General features: G+C 59.6%; 22 protein-coding genes. 13 read left to right on the forward strand and 9 right to left on the reverse strand.

What is annotated here, in order from left to right; genetic code table 11:
• Positions 1-18: 18 nt before the first annotated feature.
• Positions 19-843: an NAD(P)-dependent oxidoreductase gene (locus tag KW840_RS06850; RefSeq protein ID WP_057712997.1), complete on the reverse strand. Its 825-nt coding sequence runs from the start codon at positions 841-843 to the stop codon at positions 19-21.
• Between the two features lie 193 nt (positions 844-1,036).
• Entirely contained in the window at positions 1,037-2,077 is a 1,041-nt protein-coding gene (locus KW840_RS06855) for a low specificity L-threonine aldolase (RefSeq protein WP_090451829.1), read from the reverse strand.
• 132 nt (positions 2,078-2,209) lie between these two features.
• On the opposite strand from KW840_RS06855, the gene KW840_RS06860 reads away from it, so the two are divergent.
• The 9 genes from KW840_RS06860 to KW840_RS06900 all read left to right on the forward strand — a co-directional run bounded on the left by KW840_RS06860 (position 2,210) and on the right by KW840_RS06900 (position 13,196).
• Positions 2,210-2,950, forward strand: coding sequence for a TraX family protein (locus KW840_RS06860; protein ID WP_256353205.1), 741 nt, complete (start codon positions 2,210-2,212; stop codon positions 2,948-2,950).
• A 314-nt stretch (positions 2,951-3,264) separates the two neighbouring features.
• Positions 3,265-4,518, forward strand: a complete 1,254-nt coding sequence (gene glyA, locus KW840_RS06865; RefSeq protein ID WP_057712999.1) for a serine hydroxymethyltransferase — start codon at positions 3,265-3,267, stop codon at positions 4,516-4,518.
• A 23-nt stretch (positions 4,519-4,541) separates the two neighbouring features.
• Positions 4,542-5,792 (forward strand): sarcosine oxidase subunit beta, encoded by a 1,251-nt coding sequence (locus KW840_RS06870; RefSeq protein ID WP_007907561.1) that lies wholly within the window; start codon positions 4,542-4,544, stop codon positions 5,790-5,792.
• 14 nt (positions 5,793-5,806) lie between these two features.
• Positions 5,807-6,136 (forward strand): sarcosine oxidase subunit delta, encoded by a 330-nt coding sequence (locus KW840_RS06875; protein ID WP_057713000.1) that lies wholly within the window; start codon positions 5,807-5,809, stop codon positions 6,134-6,136.
• On the forward strand, positions 6,133-9,150 hold the full coding sequence (locus KW840_RS06880) for a sarcosine oxidase subunit alpha (protein WP_090451827.1): 3,018 nt from the start codon (positions 6,133-6,135) through the stop codon (positions 9,148-9,150). Before KW840_RS06875 ends, KW840_RS06880 begins: the two co-directional genes overlap by 4 nt.
• A gap of 156 nt (positions 9,151-9,306) precedes the next feature.
• Positions 9,307-9,939, forward strand: coding sequence for a sarcosine oxidase subunit gamma (locus tag KW840_RS06885; RefSeq protein ID WP_150813795.1), 633 nt, complete (start codon positions 9,307-9,309; stop codon positions 9,937-9,939).
• Positions 9,940-10,108: 169 nt separating this feature from the next.
• Positions 10,109-10,966, forward strand: coding sequence for a formyltetrahydrofolate deformylase (purU, locus tag KW840_RS06890; RefSeq protein ID WP_007981374.1), 858 nt, complete (start codon positions 10,109-10,111; stop codon positions 10,964-10,966).
• A gap of 203 nt (positions 10,967-11,169) precedes the next feature.
• Positions 11,170-12,369: a formaldehyde dehydrogenase, glutathione-independent gene (gene fdhA, locus KW840_RS06895; protein ID WP_056726583.1), complete on the forward strand. Its 1,200-nt coding sequence runs from the start codon at positions 11,170-11,172 to the stop codon at positions 12,367-12,369.
• 272 nt (positions 12,370-12,641) lie between these two features.
• Complete coding sequence (locus KW840_RS06900; RefSeq protein WP_090451821.1) at positions 12,642-13,196, forward strand: DUF2780 domain-containing protein; 555 nt, start codon at positions 12,642-12,644, stop codon at positions 13,194-13,196.
• Position 13,197: 1 nt separating this feature from the next.
• Here KW840_RS06900 and KW840_RS06905 read toward each other — a convergent pair whose 3' ends face one another.
• The gene (locus tag KW840_RS06905) at positions 13,198-14,085 is read right to left on the reverse strand and encodes an acyltransferase (protein WP_218494733.1); all 888 of its coding nucleotides are present in this window, start codon (positions 14,083-14,085) and stop codon (positions 13,198-13,200) included.
• A 164-nt stretch (positions 14,086-14,249) separates the two neighbouring features.
• Between KW840_RS06905 and KW840_RS06910 the strand changes: the two genes are divergently transcribed.
• Positions 14,250-14,753 carry an ATP-dependent zinc protease gene (locus KW840_RS06910; protein ID WP_218494734.1) on the forward strand — a complete coding sequence of 168 codons (504 nt, stop codon included), beginning with the start codon at positions 14,250-14,252 and terminating at the stop codon, positions 14,751-14,753.
• Between the two features lie 9 nt (positions 14,754-14,762).
• Here the strand turns inward: KW840_RS06910 and KW840_RS28450 are convergent, their stop codons facing one another.
• On the reverse strand, positions 14,763-15,617 hold the full coding sequence (locus KW840_RS28450; RefSeq protein WP_256353207.1) for an RHS repeat-associated core domain-containing protein: 855 nt from the start codon (positions 15,615-15,617) through the stop codon (positions 14,763-14,765).
• Positions 15,618-15,796: 179 nt separating this feature from the next.
• On the opposite strand from KW840_RS28450, the gene creB reads away from it, so the two are divergent.
• The 3 genes from creB (at position 15,797) to creD (ending at position 19,382) form a co-directional block, all read left to right on the forward strand.
• Positions 15,797-16,477, forward strand: coding sequence for a two-component system response regulator CreB (gene creB, locus KW840_RS06920; protein WP_218494818.1), 681 nt, complete (start codon positions 15,797-15,799; stop codon positions 16,475-16,477).
• The gene (creC, locus tag KW840_RS06925) at positions 16,477-17,895 is read left to right on the forward strand and encodes a two-component system sensor histidine kinase CreC (protein WP_218494735.1); all 1,419 of its coding nucleotides are present in this window, start codon (positions 16,477-16,479) and stop codon (positions 17,893-17,895) included. The genes creB and creC overlap by 1 nt, the downstream gene beginning before the upstream one ends.
• A 116-nt stretch (positions 17,896-18,011) precedes the next feature.
• Complete coding sequence (creD, locus tag KW840_RS06930; RefSeq protein ID WP_218494736.1) at positions 18,012-19,382, forward strand: cell envelope integrity protein CreD; 1,371 nt, start codon at positions 18,012-18,014, stop codon at positions 19,380-19,382.
• 310 nt (positions 19,383-19,692) lie between these two features.
• Here the strand turns inward: creD and KW840_RS06935 are convergent, their stop codons facing one another.
• From KW840_RS06935 to KW840_RS06955, 5 genes are all read right to left on the reverse strand, one after another.
• Positions 19,693-20,607: an RHS repeat-associated core domain-containing protein gene (locus KW840_RS06935; RefSeq protein WP_218494737.1), complete on the reverse strand. Its 915-nt coding sequence runs from the start codon at positions 20,605-20,607 to the stop codon at positions 19,693-19,695.
• Between the two features lie 102 nt (positions 20,608-20,709).
• Positions 20,710-21,339, reverse strand: coding sequence for a glutathione S-transferase family protein (locus KW840_RS06940; RefSeq protein WP_057716548.1), 630 nt, complete (start codon positions 21,337-21,339; stop codon positions 20,710-20,712).
• Between the two features lie 192 nt (positions 21,340-21,531).
• Positions 21,532-21,711, reverse strand: a complete 180-nt coding sequence (locus KW840_RS06945) for a hypothetical protein (RefSeq protein WP_057713012.1) — start codon at positions 21,709-21,711, stop codon at positions 21,532-21,534.
• On the reverse strand, positions 21,708-22,838 hold the full coding sequence (locus KW840_RS06950; protein WP_057716549.1) for a PepSY domain-containing protein: 1,131 nt from the start codon (positions 22,836-22,838) through the stop codon (positions 21,708-21,710). The genes KW840_RS06945 and KW840_RS06950 overlap by 4 nt, the downstream gene beginning before the upstream one ends.
• Before the next feature lie 72 nt (positions 22,839-22,910).
• Positions 22,911-25,346 carry a TonB-dependent siderophore receptor gene (locus KW840_RS06955; protein WP_218494738.1) on the reverse strand — a complete coding sequence of 812 codons (2,436 nt, stop codon included), beginning with the start codon at positions 25,344-25,346 and terminating at the stop codon, positions 22,911-22,913.
• Positions 25,347-25,569 lie beyond the last annotated feature (223 nt).

A 25,569-nucleotide genomic window follows, 5' to 3' on the forward strand; every position in this document is an offset into this window, starting at 1 on the left:
TCCTACAGGGGAGGGTGTTTAGTCGATAAACAAGTCGGTCATCAGCTTGTCGTTGCTGTCCGGCGCGAACCGATAGTGTTCGAACTCCGTCACACCGCTTTCCCGCAGAATCTCCTCATCAATCAGCAAGCGCCCGGTCAGGCTGCGGTTTGCGCTGCTCAGAATCACATGCGCCGCATCCGCCATGATCGCAGGCAGGCGCGCATGCTTGAACGATTCCCTCGACCCCAACTGAAACTCGATGGCAGCGGTGGCGATCATCGTCTGTGGCCATAGCGAGTTGACGCTGATCCCGTAATTCCTGAATTCCTCGCTCATGCCCAGGGTCAGCATGCTCATGCCGTACTTGGTCACGGTATAGGGGCTGTATTGGGCGAACCACTTGGCGGCCAGGTTCAGCGGCGGCGAGAGGTTGAGGATATGGCCGCTGGACTTCTTCAGGTACGGCAACGCTGCCTGGCTGCACAGCAATACGGCGCGGGTGTTGATCTGGTGCATCAGGTCAAAACGCTTGAGTTCGAGGTGTTGAACCCCGGTGAGCTTGATCGCCCCGGCATTGTTGATCAGTGCATCGATGCCACCGAAATGTTCGTTGGCCTGGGCCAGGGCCTGATGCACGGCATCTTCATCGCGCACATCCACTTGCAGGGCCAGTGCCTTGCCGCCTGCGGCTTCGACTTCCTGGGCCACGCTGAAAATCGTGCCCGGCAGCTTGGGGTGGGGGGCGGCGCTTTTGGCGGCGATCACAATGTTGGCCCCGTCGCGTGCGGCGCGCAGCGCAATCTCACGACCAATGCCGCGGCTGGCGCCGGTGATGAACAGGGTTTTGCCTTGCAATGACATGCGTACGCTCCTGATTGTTGTTATGTGAGCAAAGGCTCGACAAACAATGTAGACGAAGTCTTCAGGTGCGGACGTAGAGGTGGGTACACCCTGTGGGAGCGAGCTTGCTCGCGATAGCGGAGTGTCAGTCGACATCAATGCTGGATGTGCTGACCTCATCGCGAGCAAGCTCGCTCCCACAGGGTTTAGAGTGTTAGTGAGACATCACTTCGCGAATGTCCTTCGCCAATTCACGCACGCGCTCTTGCTCGGTGTCCCACGAGCACATGAAGCGTGCGCCGCCATTGCCGATGAAGGTGTAGAAACGCCAGCCCTTGGCGGTCAGTGCGGCGATGGCCGGTTCCGACAGTTGCAGGAACACGCCGTTGGCCTGTACCGGGAACATCAGCTCCACGCCGGGGATGTCGCTGACCAGTTCAGCCAGCAATTGCGCGCAGTGGTTGGCGTGGTTGGCGTATTTGAGCCAGGCGTCGTTTTCCAGGATCCCGACCCACGGCGCCGACAGGAAGCGCATTTTTGAAGCAAGCTGCCCGGCCTGTTTGCAGCGGTAATCGAAGTCTTCGGCCAGTTTGTGGTTGAAGAACAGAATCGCCTCGCCCACGGCCATGCCGTTTTTCGTGCCGCCGAAGCACAGCACGTCGACGCCGGCCTTCCAGGTCAGGTCAGCCGGGGTGCAGCCGAGGAAGGCGCAGGCGTTGGAGAATCGTGCGCCATCCATGTGCAGGTTCAGGCCCAGTTCCTTGCAGGTGGCGCTGATGGCGCGGATTTCGTCCGGGGTGTAGACGCTGCCGACTTCGGTGGCCTGGGTCAGGGTCACCACACGGGGTTTCGGGTAGTGGATGTCCTGGCGCTTGAGCGCGACCTCGCGGATCGATTCCGGGGTCAACTTGCCGTTTTCAGTACGGGCGATCAGCAGTTTGGAGCCGTTGGAGAAGAATTCCGGGGCGCCGCATTCGTCGGTTTCGACGTGGGCGGTTTCCGAGCAGATCACGCTGTGGTAACTCTGGCACAACGACGACAGCGCCAGCGAGTTGGCGGCGGTGCCGTTGAAGGCAAAAAACACTTCGCAGTCGGTTTCGAACAGTTTGCGGAATCCGTCGGAGGCGCGGGCGGTCCACTCGTCGTCGCCGTATGCGCGCTGGTGGCCGTGGTTGGCCTGCTCCATGGCTGCCCAGGCTTCAGGGCAGATGCCGGAATAGTTGTCGCTGGCGAATTGTTGGCTCTTGTCGGTCATGGCCTGCTTCCGTGGTCGAGATGCCTATGGTGAAGCGTCCCGTGGTCAATGAGGGTGCGCACTGTACCCAAGATCGTCAGGTGGAGCGCACAGGATGTCGCTGTCGGGAACATACACAGTCGAAGGGCAATTATGCACGTGACGATGCACAAGACCATGCACTTAAAGCAGCGCGACGGGGCACTGGATCTGCTCAAGTGGCTGGCGCTTTTAAGCATGGTGCTCGATCACCTGCGATATGTCGGTTATTCCGCCGATCTGTTGTATGTGCCGGGGCGGCTGGCATTCCCGTGGTTCTGCCTGGCAATGGCGGCCAATCTGTCACGAAAGCCTGTTGTGGTGGACGGTGGGCAATGGCGCTATCTGGGCTGGTTGTTGCTGTTTAGCGCGGTGAGTGAAATTCCTTACCGGATGTATATTCACAATCCCGACACCTTGAACGTGCTGCCCACCCTTGCCCTGGGCTTGCTGGTGATTCGTGGCTGGCAGCAGCCGGTGCTTGCGTCGCGCCTGCTGGCCGTCGGCGCGTTGCTGCTGGCAGGGTTTTTCTCCCAGCGATTGATGTTCGGTTTCTTTGGCGTTCTGTTGCCGCTGGCGATGCTGCCGGTACCGCAACGGCCCTGGTATTTCGCGCTGTTGGCGGGGTTGGTATGCCTGGCGGCCAATCAGTGGCAGGTGCTGTATTACGCCACTCGCCTGGGCAATGTCGCGGCAATTCCGGCCATCGTCACGTGCCTGATTGCGCCATGGCTCGGGCTGTTCTTGTTGCGACATGCAAAGGGCGTAAAACCACCACCGATGCGGCGCTGGGCGTATGCGCTCTATCCCTTGCATTTTTTGCTGTTGCTCGCAGTGCGACAGGTTATCGCCTGACCCTGCTTTTGTGGCGAGGGGGCTTGCCCCCGTTGGGCTGCGTAGCGGCCCCAAACGCTTAAAAGGCAGTTTTTCAGATAAACCGCACCTGCTGAAACCGCGACTGCTTCGCAGCCGAACGGGGGCAAGCCCCCTCGCCACAGAGATATCCTCAGGCCAGCCTTTTCTTCCCATGTCGTAAACGCACCTTTGCGTGGCGCCCGTAGGCATTTGACGACTCCAAGCCAGTCATACCATCGCTACCAAAGGGCACTGCCGAAAAGCCAGTGCCTCACCGAGACGAATGGCGCACCGCCGCCGCTGGGAGAGACGCGATGTTCAGCAAGCAAGACCAGATCCAGGGTTACGACGATGCACTGCTGGCGGCGATGAATGCCGAGGAGCAACGCCAGGAAGATCACATCGAGCTGATCGCGTCAGAGAACTACACCAGCAAACGCGTCATGGAAGCGCAAGGCAGTGGCCTGACCAACAAATACGCCGAAGGCTATCCGGGTAAACGCTACTACGGTGGCTGCGAGCATGTGGACAAGGTTGAAGCCCTGGCCATCGAGCGCGCCAAGCAACTGTTCGGCGCCGATTACGCCAACGTCCAGCCGCACTCCGGCTCCTCGGCCAATAGCGCCGTATACCTGGCCCTGCTGCAAGCCGGCGACACCATTCTCGGCATGAGCCTGGCCCACGGCGGTCACCTGACCCACGGCGCCAAAGTGTCGTCCTCGGGCAAGTTGTACAACGCCGTGCAGTACGGCATCGACACCAACACCGGCCTGATCGATTACGACGAAGTCGAGCGCCTGGCCGTCGAGCACAAGCCGAAGATGATCGTTGCCGGCTTCTCGGCCTACTCCAAGACCCTCGACTTCCCGCGCTTCCGCCAGATCGCCGACAAGGTCGGTGCACTGCTGTTCGTCGACATGGCCCACGTGGCCGGTCTGGTTGCCGCTGGTCTGTACCCGAACCCGCTGCCTTACGCCGATGTGGTCACCACCACTACCCACAAGACCCTGCGCGGTCCGCGTGGTGGCCTGATCCTGGCCAAGTCCAACGAAGAAATCGAGAAGAAGCTCAACGCGGCAGTTTTCCCCGGTGCCCAGGGCGGCCCGCTGATGCACGTGATCGCCGGTAAGGCGGTGTGCTTCAAGGAAGCGCTGGAGCCTGGCTTCAAGGCTTATCAGCAGCAAGTGATCGACAACGCCCAGGCCATGGCCGGCGTGTTTATCAAACGCGGCTACGATGTAGTGTCCGGCGGTACCGATAACCACCTGTTCCTGGTCAGCCTGATCCGTCAGGGCCTCACCGGCAAAGAGGCGGATGCAGCACTCGGTCGCGCCCACATCACTGTGAACAAGAACGCTGTCCCGAACGATCCACAGTCGCCGTTCGTGACCTCTGGCCTGCGCATCGGTACCCCGGCGGTCACCACTCGCGGCTTCAAGGTGACCCAGTGCGTCACGCTGGCCGGCTGGATCTGCGACATCCTCGACAACCTCGGCGACGCCGATGTCGAGGCCAATGTCGCCGAGCAAGTGGCAGCCCTGTGCGCGGACTTCCCGGTTTATCGCTGAGTGCGGTTTTGGAGTAAATGACTATGCAACGCTACTCGGGCTTCGGCCTCTTCAAACACTCTCTCAGCCATCATGAAAACTGGCAGAAAATGTGGCGCACGCCGACCCCTAAAAAGGTCTACGACGTGGTCATCGTCGGTGGTGGCGGGCATGGTCTGGCCACGGCCTACTACCTGGCCAAGGAACACGGCATCACCAACGTGGCCGTGGTCGAGAAAGGCTGGCTGGGCGGCGGTAACACCGCGCGCAACACCACCATCGTTCGCTCCAACTACCTGTGGGACGAGTCGGCGCACCTGTACGAACACGCGATGAAACTGTGGGAAGGCCTGTCCCAGGACCTGAACTACAACGTGATGTTCTCCCAGCGCGGCGTCTACAACCTGTGCCACACCCTGCAGGACATCCGTGATTCCGAGCGTCGGGTCAGTGCCAACCGCCTCAACGGCGTGGACGGTGAGCTGCTCGATGCCAAACAGGTTGCCGACGAGATTCCGTACCTCGACTGCTCCAAGAACACCCGCTACCCGGTGATGGGCGCCACCGTCCAGCGTCGCGGCGGCGTGGCCCGTCACGATGCCGTGGCCTGGGGCTTTGCCCGGGCCGCCGATGCATTGGGCGTGGACCTGATCCAGCAGACCGAAGTGATCGGTTTCCGCAAGGAAAACGGCGTGTGCATCGGCGTTGAAACCAACAAGGGCTTCATCGGCGCCAAGCGCGTCGGCGTCGTGACCGCCGGTAACTCCGGGCACATGGCCAAGCTCGCCGGTTTCCGCCTGCCGATCGAATCCCACCCGCTGCAAGCGCTGGTGTCCGAGCCGATCAAGCCAATTATCGACAGCGTGATCATGTCCAACGCCGTACACGGTTACATCAGCCAGTCCGACAAGGGCGACCTGGTGATCGGCGCCGGTATCGACGGCTACAACGGCTACGGCCAGCGTGGTTCGTACCCGGTGATCGAACACACCATCCAGGCCATCGTCGAGATGTTCCCGGTGCTGTCGCGGGTACGCATGAACCGTCAGTGGGGCGGCATCGTCGACACCACGCCGGATGCCTGCCCGATCATTTCGAAAACCCCGGTACCGAACATGTTCTTCAACTGCGGTTGGGGCACCGGTGGCTTCAAGGCTACACCTGGCTCGGGCAACGTATTTGCCGCAAGCCTGGCCAAGGGTGAAATGCACCCACTGGCCGCACCTTTCTCCATCGACCGTTTCCACAGCGGTGCGTTGATCGACGAACACGGCGCTGCAGCAGTCGCCCACTAACAGGAGAAATCCCTATGTTGCATATCTTCTGTCCTCACTGCGGCGAACTGCGCTCCGAAGAGGAATTCCATGCATCCGGCCAGGCGCACATCCCGCGCCCACTGGACCCGAGCAGTTGCACCGACGAGGAGTGGGGCGACTACATGTTCTTCCGCGATAACCCGCGCGGTCTGCACCACGAGCTGTGGGATCACGTCGCCGGTTGCCGTCAGTACTTCAACGTCACCCGCGACACCGTGACCTACGAGATTCTCGAAACCTACAAGATCGGCACCAAGCCACAATTCACCGACAAGACCGATAGCCCGAAAGCGGCCAGCACGGCTCTGGGAGAGAAGGTATGAGCCAGATCAATCGCCTGTCCAATGGCGGACGGATCGACCGCAACAAAGTCTTGACCTTCACCTTCAACGGCCAGAACTACAAAGGCTTCGAAGGCGATTCCCTGGCTGCTGCACTGCTGGCCAACGGCGTCGATATCATCGGTCGCAGCTTCAAGTATTCCCGTCCGCGCGGCATCTTCGCCGCTGGTGCCGAAGAGCCGAACGCGGTGCTGCAGATCGGCGCCACCGAAGCCACGCAGATCCCGAACGTGCGTGCTACGCAACAGGCGCTGTATCAGGGCCTGGTCGCCACCAGCACCAACGGCTGGCCGAGCGTGAACAACGACATGATGGGGATTCTCGGCAAGGTCGGCGGCAAGCTGATGCCGCCGGGCTTCTACTACAAAACCTTCATGTACCCGCAATCGTTCTGGATGACCTACGAGAAGTACATCCGCAAGGCTGCCGGCCTGGGCCGCTCGCCGACCGAGAACGATCCGGACACCTACGACTACATGAACCAGCACTGCGACGTGCTGATCGTCGGTGCTGGCCCTGCTGGCCTGGCGGCTGCCCTGGCGGCTGCGCGCAGCGGTGCCCGGGTGATCCTCGCCGATGAACAGGAAGAGTTCGGCGGCAGCCTGCTCGATTCCCGCGAAAGCCTCGACGGCAAGCCTGCGATGGAGTGGGTGGCCAGCGTCATCGACGAGCTGAAGAACACCCCGGACGTGCTGCTGTTGCCGCGCGCCACCGTCAACGGCTACCACGACCACAACTTCCTGACCATTCACGAGCGCCTGACCGATCACCTCGGCGACCGCGCACCGATTGGCCAGGTGCGTCAGCGCATTCACCGGGTCCGCGCCAATCGCGTGGTACTGGCAACCGGCGCTCACGAGCGTCCATTGGTCTACGGCAACAACGACGTGCCGGGCAACATGCTCGCCGGCGCCATCTCGACCTACGTGCGTCGTTACGGCGTGGCACCGGGCAAGAAGCTGGTGCTGTCGACCAACAACGACCACGCCTACCGCGTTGCCCTGGATTGGCTCGATGCCAGCCTGCAAGTGGTGGCCATCGCCGACGCCCGCAGCAATCCGCGTGGTGCGCTGGTGGAAGAAGCCCGCGCCAAAGGCATCCGCATCCTCACCGGCAGTGCCGTGATCGAGGCTCGTGGCAGCAAGCACGTGACCGCTGCCCGTGTGGCCGCCATCGACGTCAAAGCCCACACCGTGACCAGCCCAGGCGAATGGCTCGACTGCGACGTGGTCGCCAGCTCCGGTGGCTACAGCCCGGTGGTTCACTTGGCTTCGCACCTGGGTGGCAAGCCGATCTGGCGTGAAGACATCCTCGGTTTCGTACCGGGCGAAGCACCGCAGAAACGCGTGTGCGTCGGTGGCATCAACGGCGTCTACGGCCTTGGCGATTCCCTGGCCGACGGTTTTGAAGGTGGCGCTCGCGCCGCTGCTGAAGCCGGATTCCAGACGGTTGAAGGCGTACTGCCGAAAGCCCTGAGCCGTCTCGAAGAGCCGACCCTGGCGCTGTTCCAGGTGCCCCATGAAAAGAGCACCGCACGGGCACCGAAGCAATTCGTCGACCTGCAAAACGATGTCACCGCCGCCGCCATCGAACTGGCGACCCGCGAGGGCTTCGAGTCGGTCGAGCACGTCAAGCGCTACACCGCACTGGGTTTCGGCACCGATCAGGGCAAGCTCGGCAACGTCAACGGCCTGGCCATCGCTGCCCGCTCGCTGAACGTGACCATCCCGCAGATGGGCACCACCATGTTCCGTCCGAACTACACGCCAGTGACTTTCGGCGCCGTGGCCGGTCGTCACTGTGGGCACATCTTCGAGCCGGTGCGTTACACCGCACTGCATCAATGGCACCTGAAAAACGGCGCCGAGTTCGAAGACGTCGGCCAGTGGAAGCGTCCTTGGTACTTCCCGAAATCCGGTGAAGATCTGCATGCCGCGGTGAAGCGCGAATGCAAAGCCGTGCGCGACAGCGTCGGCCTGCTCGATGCTTCGACCCTGGGCAAGATCGACATCCAGGGCCCGGATGCGCGTGAGTTCCTCAACCGCGTCTACACCAACGCCTGGACCAAGCTCGATGTGGGCAAGGCTCGTTACGGCCTGATGTGCAAAGAAGACGGCATGGTCTTCGACGACGGCGTGACGGCTTGCCTGGCCGACAACCATTTCGTCATGACCACCACCACCGGCGGCGCGGCTCGTGTGCTGCAGTGGCTGGAGCTGTACCACCAGACCGAATGGCCGGACATGAAGGTGTACTTCACCTCCGTCACCGACCACTGGGCGACCATGACCCTGTCCGGGCCGAACAGCCGCAAGCTGCTTGCTGAAGTCACCGACATCGACCTGAGCAGCGAAGCCTTCCCGTTCATGACCTGGAAAGAAGGTCTGGTCGGTGGTGTGCCGGCGCGGGTGTTCCGGATTTCGTTTACCGGTGAACTGTCGTACGAAGTCAACGTGCAAGCCGACTACGCCATGGGCGTGCTGGAAAAAATCGTCGACGCCGGCAAGAAGTACAACCTGACGCCGTACGGCACAGAAACCATGCACGTGCTGCGGGCCGAGAAGGGCTTCATCATCGTCGGTCAGGACACTGACAGCTCGATGACCCCGGACGACCTGAACATGGGCTGGTGTGTCGGTCGCACCAAACCGTTCTCGTGGATCGGCTGGCGTGGCATGAACCGTGAAGACTGCGTGCGTGATCAGCGCAAGCAACTGGTTGGCCTGAAACCGATCGATCCGACCAAATGGCTGCCGGAAGGTGCGCAACTGGTGTTCAACACCAAGCAAGCCATCCCGATGACCATGGTGGGTCACGTGACTTCCAGTTACCTGCACAACTCCCTGGGCTATTCGTTCGCCATGGGCGTGGTCAAGGGCGGCCTGAACCGCATGGGCGAGCGTGTCTTCGCGCCATTGGCGGACGGCAGCGTGATCGAGGCGGAAATCGTTTCTTCGGTGTTCTTTGATCCGAAAGGCGAACGCCAGAACGTGTAAAGGCTTCGGGTCCTGTGGGGTGTGAGCTGCCGCCATCGCGAGCAAGCTCGCTCTCACAGGAGATCGCCTAACCCCTGTGGGAGCGAGCTTGCTCGCGATGGCGATAGAACAGCCACCACAAGGGCCAGAACCAACAGAATTCAAAACAGGTGCTTTATGACCGCAGCCAATGTTTACCAACAACGCCCAACCTCCGGGGCCAAGGCCGAGTCGTCGCTGCATCACGCCGACCTCGCCAGCCTGGTGGGCAAGGGTCGCAAGAACGCCGGCGTGACCGTGCGCGAGAAAAAACTCCTCGGCCACCTGACCATCCGCGGCGATGGCCACGATGCCGCGTTTGCCGCGGGCGTGCACAAGGCCCTGGGCATCGAGTTGCCGGGCGCGCTGAGCGTCATCGTCAAAGGCGAAACCAGTCTGCAATGGATGGGGCCGGATGAGTGGCTGCTGATCGTGCCGACCGGTGAAGAACTTGCCGCCGAGCAAAAACTGCGCGCAGCACTGGGCGATTTGCACATTGCAATCGTCAATGTCAGCGGCGGCCAGCAACTCCTCGAACTGAGCGGCCCGAACGTGCGCCAGGTACTGATGAAGTCCACCAGCTACGACGTGCACCCGAACAACTTCCCGGTGGGCAAAGCCGTCGGCACGGTGTTCGCCAAGTCGCAATTGATGATCCGTCACACCGCCGAAGACACCTGGGAACTGCTGATTCGTCGCAGCTTCTCGGATTACTGGTGGCTGTGGTTGCAGGATGCTTCTGCCGAGTTCGGCCTCAGCGTTCAGGCCTGATCACCACCCGCCATGGAGGCGATCACTTGTGGGAGCGAGCTTGCTCGCGATGGACTTGAGGGCGACGCGTTGATCCAGTAAGTACGCGTTATCGTTGACGCCCATCGCGAGCAAGCTCGCTCCCACAAGATGCAGCGTCATCTTTAGATATCACAGGAGTCACCGCACCATGAGCCGCGCCCCAGACACATGGATTCTGACCGCCGACTGCCCCAGCGTCCTCGGCACCGTGGACGCGGTGACCCGCTTTCTGTTCGAGCAGGGCTGCTACGTCACCGAGCACCATTCCTTCGATGACCGACTCTCGGGCCGTTTCTTCATTCGTGTGGAATTCCGCCAGCCTGACGGTTTCGACGAGCAGTCCTTCCGCGCGGGCCTCGCCGAGCGCGGTGAAGCCTTTGGCATGATCTTCGAACTGACCGCGCCGAACTACCGGCCGAAAGTGGTGATCATGGTTTCCAAGGCCGATCACTGCCTCAACGATTTGCTCTATCGCCAGCGCATCGGCCAGTTGTCGATGGACGTGGCCGCCGTGGTCTCCAACCACCCGGACCTCAAGCCACTGGCTGACTGGCACCAGATTCCGTACTACCACTTCCCGCTGGATCCGAACGACAAGCCGTCCCAGGAACGTCAGGTCTGGCAGGTCATTGAAGAGTCCGGTGCGGAACTGGTGATCCTTGCGCGCTACATGCAAGTGCTGTCGCCGGAGCTGTGCCGCAAGCTCGATGGCAAGGCGATCAACATCCACCACTCCCTGCTGCCCGGTTTCAAGGGCGCCAAGCCCTACCATCAGGCCTACAACAAGGGCGTGAAACTGGTGGGCGCCACCGCGCATTACATCAACAACGACCTGGATGAAGGCCCGATCATTGCCCAGGGTGTGGAGGCGGTGGACCACAGCCATTATCCGGAAGACCTGATCGCCAAGGGGCGGGATATCGAAGGGCTGACACTGGCGCGGGCTGTCGGGTATCACATTGAGAGAAGAGTGTTTTTGAACGCCAACAGAACGGTCGTTCTTTAAATCGCCATCGCGAGCAAGCTCGCTCCCACAGTGGATCGGGGGCGGACACAAGATTTGTGAACGACACAAAAACCTGTGGGAGCGAGCTTGCTCGCGATGAGGCCCTTACAAGCAACACAAATGACAACGGCAATAACCCGAGCATTTAACGCGCTGCCTGCCTGGGCAACGCGGTTCCATAAAAACAACAGCGAGGTGAAAGCATGTCTGGCAATCGTGGTGTGGTGTATCTCGGCGCTGGCAAGGTCGAAGTGCAGAGTATTGATTATCCGAAAATGCAGGACCCGCGTGGCAGGAAAATTAACCACGCCGTGATCCTGCGCGTGGTTTCCACCAATATCTGTGGTTCCGACCAGCACATGGTGCGCGGCCGTACCACCGCTCAAACCGGTCTGGTCCTGGGTCACGAGATCACCGGTGAAGTGATCGAAAAGGGCAGCGACGTCGAGAACCTGCAGATCGGCGACCTGGTGTCCGTACCGTTCAACGTGGCTTGCGGGCGCTGCCGTTCCTGCAAAGAAATGCACACAGGCGTCTGCCTGAGCGTCAACCCGGCGCGTCCGGGCGGTGCTTATGGTTACGTCGACATGGGCGACTGGACCGGTGGCCAGGCCGAATACGCCATGGTGCCGTACGCCGACTTCAACCTGCTGAAACTGCCGGATCGCGATCGCGCGATGGAAAAAATCCGCGACCTGACCTGCCTGTCCGACATCCTGCCGACCGGTTACCACGGCGCAGTGACCGCCGGTGTCGGCCCAGGCAGCACCGTCTACATTGCTGGCGCCGGCCCGGTCGGCCTGGCGGCTGCCGCTTCCGCTCGCCTGCTGGGTGCAGCGGTGGTGATCGTCGGTGACGTCAACACCGTGCGCCTGGCCCACGCCAAGGCCCAGGGTTTCGAAATCGCCGACCTGTCCCTCGACACCCCACTGCACGAGCAAATCGCCGCGCTGCTGGGTGAGCCTGAAGTGGATTGCGCCATCGACGCCGTAGGCTTCGAAGCCCGCGGCCACGGCCATGACGGCGTGAAGCATGAAGCCCCGGCCACCGTACTCAACTCACTGATGGGTGTGGTGCGCGTAGCCGGCAAGATCGGCATCCCTGGCCTCTACGTCACCGAAGATCCAGGTGCCGTCGACGCCGCCGCGAAAATGGGCAGCCTGAGCATCCGCTTCGGCCTGGGCTGGGCCAAATCCCACAGCTTCCACACCGGCCAGACCCCGGTGATGAAGTACAACCGCGCGCTGATGCAAGCGATCATGTGGGACCGCATCAACATCGCCGAAGTGGTGGGCGTGCAGGTGATCAGCCTGGATCAGGCACCGCAGGGTTATGGCGAGTTTGACGCGGGCGTGCCGAAGAAGTTTGTGATTGATCCGCATAAGATGTTTAGTGCTGCGTAAGTCTTTGCGAAATACAAAACGGCGACCTTCGGGTCGCCGTTTTTGCTTGGATATCTTTTTCAAACGTCTGCCAAGGTTCCTGATTCAATACCGGCCCCACCAGCTGCTCGGTCGTACCATTCATCGCGTGGCATCCAGGAATTCACGTTTCTTATACGTGAGCGGGGGTAAAAATGGATGCGCGGCACGGAACATGATTGAGGATGCCCGGTCAAATCGGCAGCTTTGCGCCCGTAAGCCGGGCGTTTTTCATGACGCAAGAGGATGTCTGAATGAAGATTTCACGCGGTTTTGCACTGGCATCACTCCTGACCCTGGCAGCCAGCCCGGTCTTCGCACAGTTCAATCTGGGCGATGCGGTCAATGCCATTGCCGGCATGAAGGGTGGTGACGAGGCCGCGACTGCCGCACCGACACCGCAGACCGCCAACCTGCTGAGCACCCTCAGTGAATTGGACATCACTCCAGAGCAAGCCGTTGGCGGCGCCGGGGCGATGCTGGGGCTGGCGAAGAACCAGTTGAGCTCGACCGACTACTCGGAACTGGCCAAAAGCGTGCCGGGCATCGACATGCTCTCGGGCGGCGGGGAGTTGGGTGCACTGGCCGGTCTGCTCGGCTCCAGCGGCAAAGCTGCAGGGCTGGACAACGCCTTGGGCAACGTCAAGGACACCAACGACCTGAACAACGCCTTCAGCGCCCTGGGTATGGACAGCGGCATGATCGGCCAGTTTGCCCCGGTGCTCCTGCAATACTTCGGTCAGCAGGGCGTCGGCGGTTCGCTGCTGAGCAGCCTGGGCAGCATCTGGGGCACCGGCACCGGTAGCTGATTCAGCGGCGCCCGGCGCGTAACGTGTCGATGCGCCGGTCCTTCTCGATCCAGAGCTGGTTGACCCAGTTCTGGACCTTCTCGCGAAACGCAGGGTCGTTTTCGTAATCGCCCTGCCACAGTGCCGGGTCGAGTTCGCGAGTCTTGATGTCGATGATGACCCGCGGAACGTTGCCGCTGATCAAGTCCCAGAACCCCGGAATCGTCTGCTGCGGGTAAACCACTGTCACATCGAGAATCGCGTCGAGCTGCTCACCCATCGCTGCCAGCACAAAGGCCACCCCGCCGGCCTTGGGCTTGAGCAGGTGATTGAACGGCGACTGTTGCTGGTCACATTTAGCCGCCGTGAAGCGGGTGCCTTCGAGGTAGTTGACCACCGTCACTGGCTGGCGCTTGAACAATTCACAGGCCTGTCTGGTGATTTCCAGATCCTTGCCGGCCAGTTCCGGGTATTTCGCCAGGAACGTCTTGCTGTAGCGTTTCATGAACGGGTAATCCAGCGCCCACCACGCCAGGCCCAGGAAGGGCACCCAGATCAGTTCTTTCTTGAGGAAGAATTTGAAGAACGGCGTGCGCCGGTTCAGCGTCTGGATCAGCGCCGGGATGTCGACCCAGGATTGATGGTTGCTGATCACCAGATATGAAGTGTCGCGACGCAGATCGTCACCGCCACGGATGTCCCATTGGGTAGGGATGCAGACACGGAAGATCAGCTTGTCGATCTCGGACCAGGTCTCGGCGATCCACATCACCGACCATGAGGCGTAATCGCGAAAACGGCCGGGCAGGATCAGTTTGAGCAGGGCAAACACCATCAACGGTCCGATCAGGATCAAGGTGTTGAGCAGGAGCAGCAGGGTCACGAAACAGCCGGTGAGCAGGCGGCGCATAAGTCACTCGTGGAAGCGGTTGGGCGCGCCATGATAAGCAGCTTCGGGCGACAGGCCAAATCGGTGCTGACGAATGTTTCACTTTTGGGGCGGTAACCTTGTGGGAACGATCAAGCGCACGACGGTCTAAAATCCGACTGCTCACTCTCATGGAAACCCATTACGTGAAATCCCTTCTTGCAGCGCTCTCCCTCATCGCCCTGCCGGTCATGGCCGCCGAGCCGACCCTCTATGGTCGTTACGAATACATCGCCCTGCCGGAAATCGGCGGCGAAGTGCTAAAGGCCAAGATGGATACTGGCGCGCTGACTGCGTCGCTGTCGGCCAAGGACATCGAGACCTTTACCCGCGACGGTGAAGACTGGGTGCGTTTCCGCCTCGCGACCAAGGATGCGAGCAACAAGGTCTACGAGCACAAGATCGCGCGCATCAGCAAGATCAAGACCCGTTCCGAAGAGGACGAAGAAGAAGACACTGCCGCACCCAGCAAGCGTCCGGTGGTCGATCTGGAATTGTGCCTGGGCAACGTCAAGCGCACGGTCGAGGTCAACCTGACTGACCGCAGCAGCTTCAACTATCCGTTGCTGATTGGGGCCAAGGCGTTGCGTGAGTTTGGCGCGGCGGTGAATCCGGCGAGAAGGTTTACGGCGGACAAGCCGGATTGTTGATTGATTGACTTATTGGGTTCCTTTCCTTATCGCTGCCTGGGTCCACTTCTCTGCATTGAAGTCCGTGGTGTCTGGACCTGGGCTTCTGAATTTCAGTGAGTAAATTATGCTGTAGGAGAGTTCATTTTTTACATCTCTTTGATTGAGTCTGAGATTGTCGAGTTCTCGGGTGCTTAGATGTTGGCGGTATTCTGGTTTTTTCAGAAGTTCTCGATTTGTATTTCTCTGTGAAACAAGATCAGAAATGTGAGTGCTTAATTTTTCCAGATATTTATTGATGTCTTCACCGTCGCCGAGCAGGGCAAGTCGGGAAGGTTTACCCTTTTCGGCCAAAACCTTGGCTACTATTGCATCAGGTTCGGTTTTAGTTGACTCGGCTAAAAATTTAAGTTTTTCACTACCGCCGAAGTTATTGATCACTTCTCTTTCCGCTGTTGAGAAGTGGGAAAATCTATAAGATTTTCTGTTGGTAACTAGTTGGTGGGCATTTTTAAAAATATTGTCGAAAGTTAATGTGGGTACTTTGTAGTGTCCGTTTGGATCGCTTTGATTTACGGGATCCCCCGAACAATACTCATAAGCATTTAACCCACCCTTGCCAAACGGACTCCAACTATCCGGGCTGTTAAACCGCATCAACACCGGATTGAACTGCCTATATCCGTTACCCAAATGATAATGCCCGGTCAGCGGGTCCGGCCGTTCGCCGTTGAAACCCAGCAGGCTGAGCAAGCCGTTTTCGGCTGGGCGATGACCATAGGGTGTGTAGGCGATGGGTTGTGGCCGATTCTCGTCCAGGGCGTTTATTACCGAGCGCTGATGATCGGTTGCCAGCAGAATCGTTTTGAGAGAGTGCGAAGGCATTGACTGGTCTCCGTGTCAGTACCAAAAAGACGGGCTATAAGAATCAGCTTGTTTTCATCCATTGCCTACTAGCAGAACTGCTAGGTACTACAGACTTGAGCGACAATCAGCTCAGCCTGATTGACGCCGATTCCCCCTTGAGTCACCGTTCGCCCACATCACTGCCGGGCTCGGACGCCATGCCTCATATCCTGATTGTCGAAGACGAAGCGGCCATTGCCGATACCCTGGTTTTCGCCCTGCAAGGCGAGGGCTTCACCACCACATGGCTGAGCCTGGGCGCGGCGGCGCTGGAGCACCAGCGCCAGACACCGGCGGATCTGATCATTCTCGATATCGGCCTGCCGGACATCAGCGGCTTCGAAACCTGCAAGCAACTGCGGCGCTTCAGCGAAGTGCCGGTGATGTTCCTCAGCGCCCGGGATGGCGAAATCGATCGCGTCGTGGGCCTGGAAATCGGCGCCGACGATTACGTGGTCAAACCGTTCAGCCCTCGGGAGGTGGCGGCGCGGGTCCGGGTGATTCTCAAGCGCATGGCGCCCCGCACGGTCAGTGAACCGTCGGCGACGTTGTTTCGCATCGATAGTGAACGTGTGCAAATCAGTTATCGCGGTCAACTGCTGACCCTGACCCGCCATGAATTCCGTCTGCTGCAATGCCTGCTGGAGCAGCCCGAGCGAGTCTTCAGCCGCGAACAGTTGCTCGATGCCCTGGGTGTGGCCGCCGACGCCGGTTACGAGCGCAGCATCGACAGCCACATCAAGAGCGTGCGCGCCAAGTTGCGATTGGTGAAGGCTGACGCCGAACCGATCCAGACCCACCGCGGCCTCGGCTACAGCTACAACCCGGGACAAAGCTGATGCCGCTGGGAGTCCGGATTTTCCTGGTCTACGCACTGTTCATCGGCCTGACCGGCTACTTTGTGCTCAACACGGTCATGCAGGAGATCCGCCCCGGCGTGCGCCAGTCCACCGAAGAAACCCTGGTCGATACCGCCAACCTGATGGCCGAGATCCTGCGCGACGACTTCAAGGCCGGCAGCCTCAACCAGAACCGCTGGCCGGAACTGCTCAAGGCCTATGGTGAGCGACAGCCCGGAGCGAAAATCTGGGGCTTGCCAAAGAATCAGGTCAACCACCGCATCTACGTCACCGACGCCAAGGGCTTCGTCGTGCTGGACTCCAGCGGGACGGCGGTGGGGCAGGATTACTCGCGCTGGAACGACGTCTACCTGACCCTGCGTGGCGAATACGGCGCACGCTCCACGCGCAATGACCCGAACGATCCGGGGTCTTCGGTGATGCACGTCGGTGCGCCGATTCGCGACAACGGCCAGATCATCGGCGTGGTCACTGTGGCCAAGCCCAACAGCTCGTTGCAGCCCTATGTGGATCGCACGGAACGCCGGTTGCTGGCGTACGGCGCCGGGCTGATCGGCCTCGGTCTGCTGTTAGGTGCATTGTTATCCTGGTGGCTCAGCCGAGCCCTGCGAAGATTGACGGCGTACGCCCAAGGCGTCAGTGAAGGCCGGCGGGTTGAAGTGCCGCATTATCGCGGCGGTGAGTTGGAGCAATTGGCCACGGCAGTGGAGCAGATGCGCACGCAGCTTGAAGGCAAGGCCTACGTCGAACGTTACGTGCACACCTTGACCCATGAGCTGAAGAGTCCGTTGGCGGCGATTCGTGGCGCGGCAGAACTGTTGCAGGGCGATATGCCTCTGGCACAGCGGCAGCGTTTCGTCGGCAATATCGACAGTGAAAGTGCGCGCATGCAGCAGCTGATCGAGCGGCTTTTGAACCTGGCGCAGGTCGAGCAACGCCAAGGGCTGGAGCAGCGGGTGGCGGTGCCATTGGCGGCTTTGGTGGATGGCCTGCTGAACGCGCAATCTGCGCGAATCGAAGGTAAACAGTTGCGCGTAGAGCAAACGATTCCATCGGACCTGGTGCTGATCGGCGAGCCATTTCTGCTGCGTCAGGCGTTGGGTAATCTGCTGGACAATGCGCTGGATTTCACCCCTGTTGAAGGTGTACTGCGATTCACCGCCGAACGGACAGGCGAGCAGGTCGGGTTCAAGCTTTTCAATCAGGCAGAGCCGATTCCCGACTACGCGCTGCCGCGTTTGAGCGAGCGTTTTTACTCGTTGCCACGTCCCGACAGTGGGCGCAAAAGCACCGGGCTCGGGCTCAACTTTGTCGAGGAAGTGGTCAAGCTGCATGGCGGTACGATGAGTATTGGTAATGTCGACGGCGGAGTGGAGGTGAAGTTACACCTGCCTTAAGACCGAGTTACGGCCAATCGCGAGCAGGCTGAATCTCCACACAATCTCCACATTCCCCCCATGGCCCCACCACATACCGAATCCAGACTCTCCCCATCCAAAACAGGGAGAGTCCCATGAACCGTAGCCTGACCCTAAAACTCGGGGCAATTGCCCTGTTGATTCTGTTGTTGCTGATTCCACTGCTGATGATCAACGGCGTGATCCAGGAGCGCCAGCAACTGCGCGACGGTGTGCTCGAAGACATTGCCCGCAGCTCCAGTTACAGCCAGCAATTGAGCGGCCCGCTGATGGTGGTGCCGTATCGTAAAGTCGTGCGCACCTGGAAGACGCACGAAAAAACCAACGAGCGTTATCAGGAGATCGGTGAAGAGCGCGGTCGTTTGTATTTTCTGCCGGAGCGCTTCGAACTCGACGCAGACGTTCAGACCGAACTGCGTTCCCGAGGTATTTACCAGGCGCGGTTGTTTCATGCAGAGAACCGCATCAGCGGCCACTTTTCCCTGCCGGTTCAACTGGGCATCAAGGAAGATTTTGCCGATTACCAGTTCGACCAGCCGTTCCTCGCTGTTGGCATCAGCGACATTCGTGGTATCGAAAACGCTTTGAAGCTTGAACTCAACGGCCAGAACCTGGACTTCATTCCGGGCAGCCAAGTGAGCTGGCTGGGTGAAGGCGTCCACGTGACCCTGCCGGCGTTGGAGACAAAGCAGGCCACGGAGTTGGCCTTCGGTTTTGACCTGAAGCTGCAAGGCACCGGCCAGTTACAAATACTGCCGGTGGGCAAGACCAGTAAAGTTTCGTTGAATGCCAACTGGCCGCATCCAAGCTTCATCGGCAACTACCTGCCTGCCCAGCGCGAGATCACTGATCAAGGTTTTACCGCCCATTGGCAGACCTCGTTTTTCTCCACCAACCTGCAAGAAACGCTGAACAGCTGCGTGTCCCGCGGTGGCTGTGAGGCGTTGTTCGGTCGCAGCTTCGGCGTGAGCTTCATCGAACCCGTGGACCAGTACCTGAAAAGCGACCGGGCGATCAAATATGCGCTGCTGTTCATCGTCCTGACCTTTGCCGGTTTCTTCCTGTTCGAAGTGCTGAAAAGCCTAACGGTGCACCCGGTGCAATATGCGTTGGTAGGTGTGGCGCTGGCGTTCTTCTACCTGTTGTTGCTGTCGTTGTCCGAGCACATCGGCTTTGCTCTGGCGTACCTGTTGTCCGCCAGCGGTTGTGTGTTGTTGATCGGGTTCTACGTTTGCCACGTGTTGCGCAGCGTGCGCCACGGCTTGAGTTTTTCTGTGGGATTGGCGGCGTTGTATGGGCTGCTCTACGGGCTGTTGAGTGCAGAGGATTACGCGCTGTTGATGGGCTCGCTGCTGCTGTTCGGCTTGCTGGGCGTGTTTATGGTGCTGACGCGGAGGCTGGATTGGTATGGGGTTGGGCAGAAAGCGACCAAGCCGTTGGCGTTCGATGTTGGAGCGCCGGAGTGAGCCGGGCGCTGGGTTTGAGGGAGGATCAGCGGGAGGGAAGGGTTTTGGCTATGCTGATTGCCGAGTTGTTTCCGGCTGTCAGGAAGATTAGGGGGAAATAGAGTAGTGAGGGGGCAGATTTATTGATTTAAAATAAATATGTCCCCTTACTTGGTCTTAATTGCTGCCCCATTTTAGTCATTTACGTTGTCTGAAATCTTATAATAAAGGCTTCAAATTGATTTTTGGTGAGGGTGTCAATGTTTTTACGGTAGTAATTGATTTTGTCTAAGTTGAATCTGGCTTGGGGTAAATACTCATTTACATCGTCTCAATGATATATATCCGCGCTGTTGCGAAAAAAACTCCTCTTTTTTTTATCAATTTTACTCCAAAATTCATAATTTTTTTCAGCCTCAGGAAGTTTGGACTCTATTATCGCCAAGGTTTTCGAGCGCAATTTTTCGAGAGACGGTCTGCGAGTCAAGGGGTTTGTTTCTGGAATTTTAGCTAACAGGCCTTGGGGCGCGGTTATTTCTCCGTGCACTCCCGAAACTAATTCCTTTGTTGAAAGTTTTGAAATTTCAGGGCTTGAGTTGAGTGGTGTAACTGTTTTATAGCTGAAAGACGTTGCCGCTTTTTTATATGTGAATTTTGGTCGCGGTATCTCAAATAGTCCAGATGCCTTTGAGAACGGTAAGAAAAATTTAAATGCGTGTCCGTTCGGATCGAACCGATTCCTCGGATCACCCCCGCAGTATGTATATGGATTAATCCCACCCTCCCCAAACGGACTCCAACTATCCGGGCTGTTAAACCGCATCAACACCGGATTGAACTGCCGATACCCATTGCCCAAATGATAATGCCCGGTCACCGGGTCCGGCCGTTCGCCGTTGAACCCGAGCAAGCTGAGTAAACTGTTCTTCGCCGGGCGATGACCGTAAGGCGTGTAGGCGAGGGGATTAGGTTGAGTCGCCTCTAGTGCGTTGAGCACGGATCGTTGTTGGTCAGTTGTCAGCAGTGTGGCGGTCACCTTGGCGTCGAGGTGACTGTGTTGCGCCAGCAGTTGGTCATCTTGCTGAAAGATGCTCCACCGAGCGGAGCCCTGAATTTCAGTGGCCAGTCGACTTTTGCAATGAAAACGCTGAATGGCGGGCTGCTGAAGTGCCGTACAGCCATTCTGGCGATCCAGCGGATCGTAATGGTAGCGGCACAGTACGGTTTCACGGGTTGAATTGGGCATTGACTGAACTCCGTTCAAGGTCCGGATAGCAGGACCTTGAGCATCGGAGCTTTTTCAGTTTTTGCCTACTAGCAGAACTGATAGTGCGTTGGTGTCACCAGGCTAAACCTTCGGCATCGTCGCAATCATCGAAGGCCGCTGGCTCACCTCGAAATACCACGCCGCCAACTGCGGATTCGCTGTGCGCCAGTCCAGATCCGGATGGCGCAAGTCCAGGTAACCCAATGCACAGGCCACGCTGATCGCGGCCACGTCGAAATGGCAGGTCAGCTCGGCAATCGCGTCTTTTTCCAGCAGCGCCAAGGCACGGCGGATCTTGTCGCGTTGGCCGTCGAGCCATTCGTCCCAGTGTTTCTCCGGGGCGCGCAGGGCGACTTCGTAGCGCACCAGCACGGCCGCGTCCATGATCCCGTCGGCCAGTGAAGCGAGGGTCAGGCGCCGCCAGCGGGCCGAGCCTTCGCGGGGGATCAGCGGGTTACCGACGTGCTGGTGGTCGAGGTAGTCGAGGATGACCCGGCTGTCGTGAATGATGTTGCCATCGGCCAGGCGCAGGGCCGGGATTTTGCTCAGGGGGTTGTCGTCGATCAGGGTCAGGTCCGGGTTGACCGGGGTGAGCACGCTGGTCTGTAACGCTACGCGGTTCTGTTGTCCGGTTTCGTGCAGCAGCACCATGACTTTGCGAACGAAGGGGGAAAGCGGGTTGTGGTACAGGGTCATGCTCGGGGCGGACATGGCAGCGTCTCGGTCGGTGGCAGTGTCGGGCAGCATAGCGCGTTGGTCTGATTGCTCAAGCATCATGGCTTGACCCCTTGTGGGAGCGAGCTTGCTCGCGATGGTCGTCAACGATGACGTTGGAAGACTGACACCCCGGGGAGTGCTCGGGTGCATCGCGAGCAAGCTCGCTCCTACAGGGGGGATGTCCCTTCAGGGGCGTTGCAGGAGGCCCCGCAGGGCAACAGCGGCGGGGATGCCCAAGCCTAGCCAGCTCAGCGAATCCCACACACCATCCCCGAGCAACGCGGCAAACAACCCTGCCGCGCTGAACAAGGCGATGACGATTGGAGTGCTAAACACTTTCCAGAAGTTCGACTGCCGGGGCTTCATGCCACGCTCTCCGCTTTTTCCAGCACAGGCCTGGCAGCCTTGCGCCGCACCACCCACAGGTAGACCCCGCTGCCGAGCACGATGATGGTCAGCACATCGAGGGTCGCCCAGAGTATCTGCATCGGCATGCCACCGTAGTCACCGAAGTGCAGCGGTTGTGACATGCCCATGACGTCCATGTACCACGGGCGTTCGACCACTGCGGTGACTTGCAGGGTGCTGGCATCGATCAGAACCGGTGTCAGCAGGTGCGAGGTCAGGTGCGTGCTGCCCTTCATGAACACTGCGTAATGATGCTCACTGGAAAAGCGTGTGCCGGGGAAGGCGATGAAGTCCGGCTGCATGCCCGGTGCGACTTCCTTGGCGATGTCGAGCAAACGGTTGGCCGGCGCCAATTGAGTCAGCGGTGGTGCATCGCGATATGGCGCGATCATCGCGGCCAGTGTGTCGTTGCGCCATGCGGCAATCAGTAGGTCTGCGCAGGCACTGACGACGCCGGTTACGCCGACCACCAGCGCCCAGGTCAACGTCACGACGCCGATCAGGTTATGCAGGTCGAGCCAGCGCAGGCGAGTGGATTTGTCCTGGCGCACGGTGGCGAATTTCAAGCGGCGCATGAACGGCAAGTACAGCACCGTGCCGGAAACGATCGCTGCCACGAACGCAATCCCCATGAACGCCAGCAGCAACTTGCCCGGCAAGCCGGCGAACATGTCCACGTGCAGACGCAACATGACCATCATGAAGCCGCCGTTGGCCGATGGCGTTTCCAGCGCTTCGCCAGTACGGGCGTCGAGCATGAAGGTGTGGGACGAGTTCGGCTCGGTGCCTGCGGTCGCGGCCATGATGGTCAGCACTGCGTTGGGCTCATCGTCCTCGAAGCCGAAGTACTGCATGACTTCACCGGGACGATGTTTCTCGGCCGCGTCCACCAACTGCTGCAAATTCAGGTGCGGGGTGTCCGCCGACATTACCTTCACTTCAGGCGCATCGCCCAGCAAGTGGTCGATCTCGTGGTGAAAGATCAACGGCAGGCCGGTCAGTGCCAGCATCAGCAGAAACGCAGTGCAGATCAGGCTGGACCAGGTGTGGACGAAGGACCAGCGGCGAATTGTTTTACTTTTCATTTCATAGCCTTCAGAAAAACCAAAGCCGCCCACGAAGGACGGCCTGGTCATTGGGCGTGTCAGCTCAAAGCGTTACCACTTGTAGGTTGCACTGGCGACGACACTGCGCTGGTCGCCGTAGTAGCAGTAGTAGCTGTCGCAAGTCGAGATGTAGTCCTTGTCGAGCAGGTTGGTTGCGTTGACGGCCAGCGAAGCGCCTTTGAGGCTGTTGTCCAGGCGACCGAGGTCGTAGTGAACCACGGCGTCGAACACTGTGTAGGCGTCGGCCTTGCCCAGCCAGGTGTTGGCCTGGTCGCCATAGGTATTGCCGGTGTAGCGCGCGCCGGCGCCGATGCCGAAACCATCCAGCACGCCGTTGTGCCAGGTGTAGTCGCCCCACACCGACGCTTGCTGGTTAGGCATCAGTTGCAGGCGATTGCCCTTGTAGATGCCCTCTTGCACTTCGGATTTGGCCAGGGTGTAGGCAGCGGTGACCTTGAGGTTTTCGGTCACGTCGGAAACGGCTTCCAGCTCCAGGCCTTTGACTTTCACTTCGCCGGTCTGGCTGGTGACTGTCACGTTGCCCACGTTGTTGGTGACGGAAACGTTTTTCTGGGTCAGGTCATACACAGCCGCGGTCAGCAGGGTGTTGCTGCCCGGTGGCTGGTACTTGATCCCCAGTTCCCATTGCTTGCCTTCGGTCGGCTTGAACGACTCGGTCGGCGAGGCGACGGCATTGCTGGTCGGCTGGAACGATTCGGCGTAGGACAGGTAAGGCACGAAGCCCGAGTCGAACACGTAGCTGATCGCCGCGTTGCCGCTGAAGTTCTTGTCACGTTCGGTGTTGGTGGCATCGCCCTTGTTGAAGAACGTGGTACCGGTGTGGACCCAGTCTTCACGACCGCCGAGGGTCAGGCGCCATTGGCCGAGGGCCATCTGGTCCTGGATGTACAGGCCGGTCTGCTGGGTCTTCTGTTCGTAGTCATAGAAGGCTGTGGAGCGTGCCGGACGCTCGATCGGCAAGCCATAGACCGGGTCGTTGACGTTGATGCCCGGCGCGGTGCCGAAGATCGAGAGGTAGTTGGTGGTGTTGCGCTGGTGGTCCAGACCGATCAACAAGGTGTGACTGACGTCGCCGGTGACGAAGTCGCCCTGGAAGTTGTTGTCCACGGCGAATTGGGCGATGTCTTCGTCGACATTGGTGGTGCCACGGCCGGAATTGCCTTGATCGTCAACAACAGACCCGTAAGAGGGGCCGTAGCTATTGACGGTCACGGCCTGGAATGACAGCTCCGACTTGGTGTAGCGCAGGTTCTGGCGGAACTGCCAGACATCGTTCAAGCGGTGTTCGAAGGCATAACCCAGTGCGTAGTAGGTGCGGTCGTAGAAGTCGTAGTTCGGGTCACCCAGGTTCTTGTGGTGGGAGATATCGCCGAACGGCATGTCGATCTTGGTGCCCTGGATCGGATAGAACTGACTGGTGATACCGGTATCGTCACGGGTGAACTGCGTGAGCAGGGTGAATTTGGTGTCTTCGTCGATGTTCCAGGTCAGGCTGGGGGCAATGTTGTAGCGCTTGTCATCGATGTGGTCGATGGGCGTGCCGCCGTCGCGCAGCACGCCGCTGAGGCTGTAAAGGAACTGGCCTTCGTCATCGATCTTGCCGGTGCTGGCGAAGTTGATCTGGCGATGATTGTCGCTGCCGTATTGCAGCTGGATCTCGCTGCTGGCTTCAGCACTTGGGCGACGGCTGACCATGTCCAGCAGGCCACCCGGCGGGGTCTGGCCGTACACGGAGGAGGCCGGGCCGCGCAGCAGCGCCAGGCGGTCGAGGTTCCAGGTTTCCTGTTTCGGGTTGGAGTACACGCCTTTTGGCAGTGGCAGGCCGTCGAGGAATTGAGTCGGCTCGAAACCGCGCACGCGCAACCAGTCGGCGCGGGTGTCGCTGCCGAAGCTGCTGGAGGTGATGCCCGGCAAGTAGCGCACGGCATCGTCGAGGGTGTGCGCGTTGCGGTCGTCCATCTGCTCGCGAGTGACGACCGAAATCGAACGCGGTGCCTCGACCAGCGCGGTGTCGGTCTTGGTGCCGGCGGCGGTGCGCTTGGCCAGGTAGCCCTGTGCCGGGCCCCAGGCGCTTTCAGTGTCTTGCACACCAATCACGCTGGTTACCGGCAGGTCCATCACACCCTCGGGCACGGCCACCAGGCTATAGGTGCCCGCACTGCTCTGTTCCAGTTGCAGCCCGGTGCCACGCAGGGCTTCGCGCAGGGCGCCGGCTGCGTCGAACTGGCCTTTGACCGGTGCCGAGGTCTTGCCCGCCGCTAGGGATGGGTTCAACGACAGGGCCAGACCGGCCTGGCTGGCAATCTGGTTCAGGGTGTTGACCAGTGGAGCGGTTGGCAGGTTGTAGGCGCGGACACTGGACGCCTGTTCAGCGGCGACCAGTTGGCTGCTGGCCAAAGGGGTGCAAAGGGCAATGGCAACCGCCAGCAAACTGCGGCGTAACAGGGAGTCTAGCGAACGAGGCATACAGCGGCTCCTGAATGGAAACATTTCTCAATTGCCTGTGTGCCGTACGAAAATCAAAAAGTGATAGAGCTGGATGAAAATAATTTCGATTCAGTTATTCAATAAACATCGAGGAGCTTCAGGCATGCGCATTTTGTGGCGAGGGGGCTTGCCCCCGTTCGGCTGCGTAGCAGTCGTGACGTCAGCGAACACAGTCAGTCAGAAAAATGCAGGGGGCCGCTTC

The sequence above is a fragment of the Pseudomonas sp. PDM30 genome (assembly GCF_019218985.1).
Lineage (GTDB): Bacteria > Pseudomonadota > Gammaproteobacteria > Pseudomonadales > Pseudomonadaceae > Aquipseudomonas > Aquipseudomonas jessenii.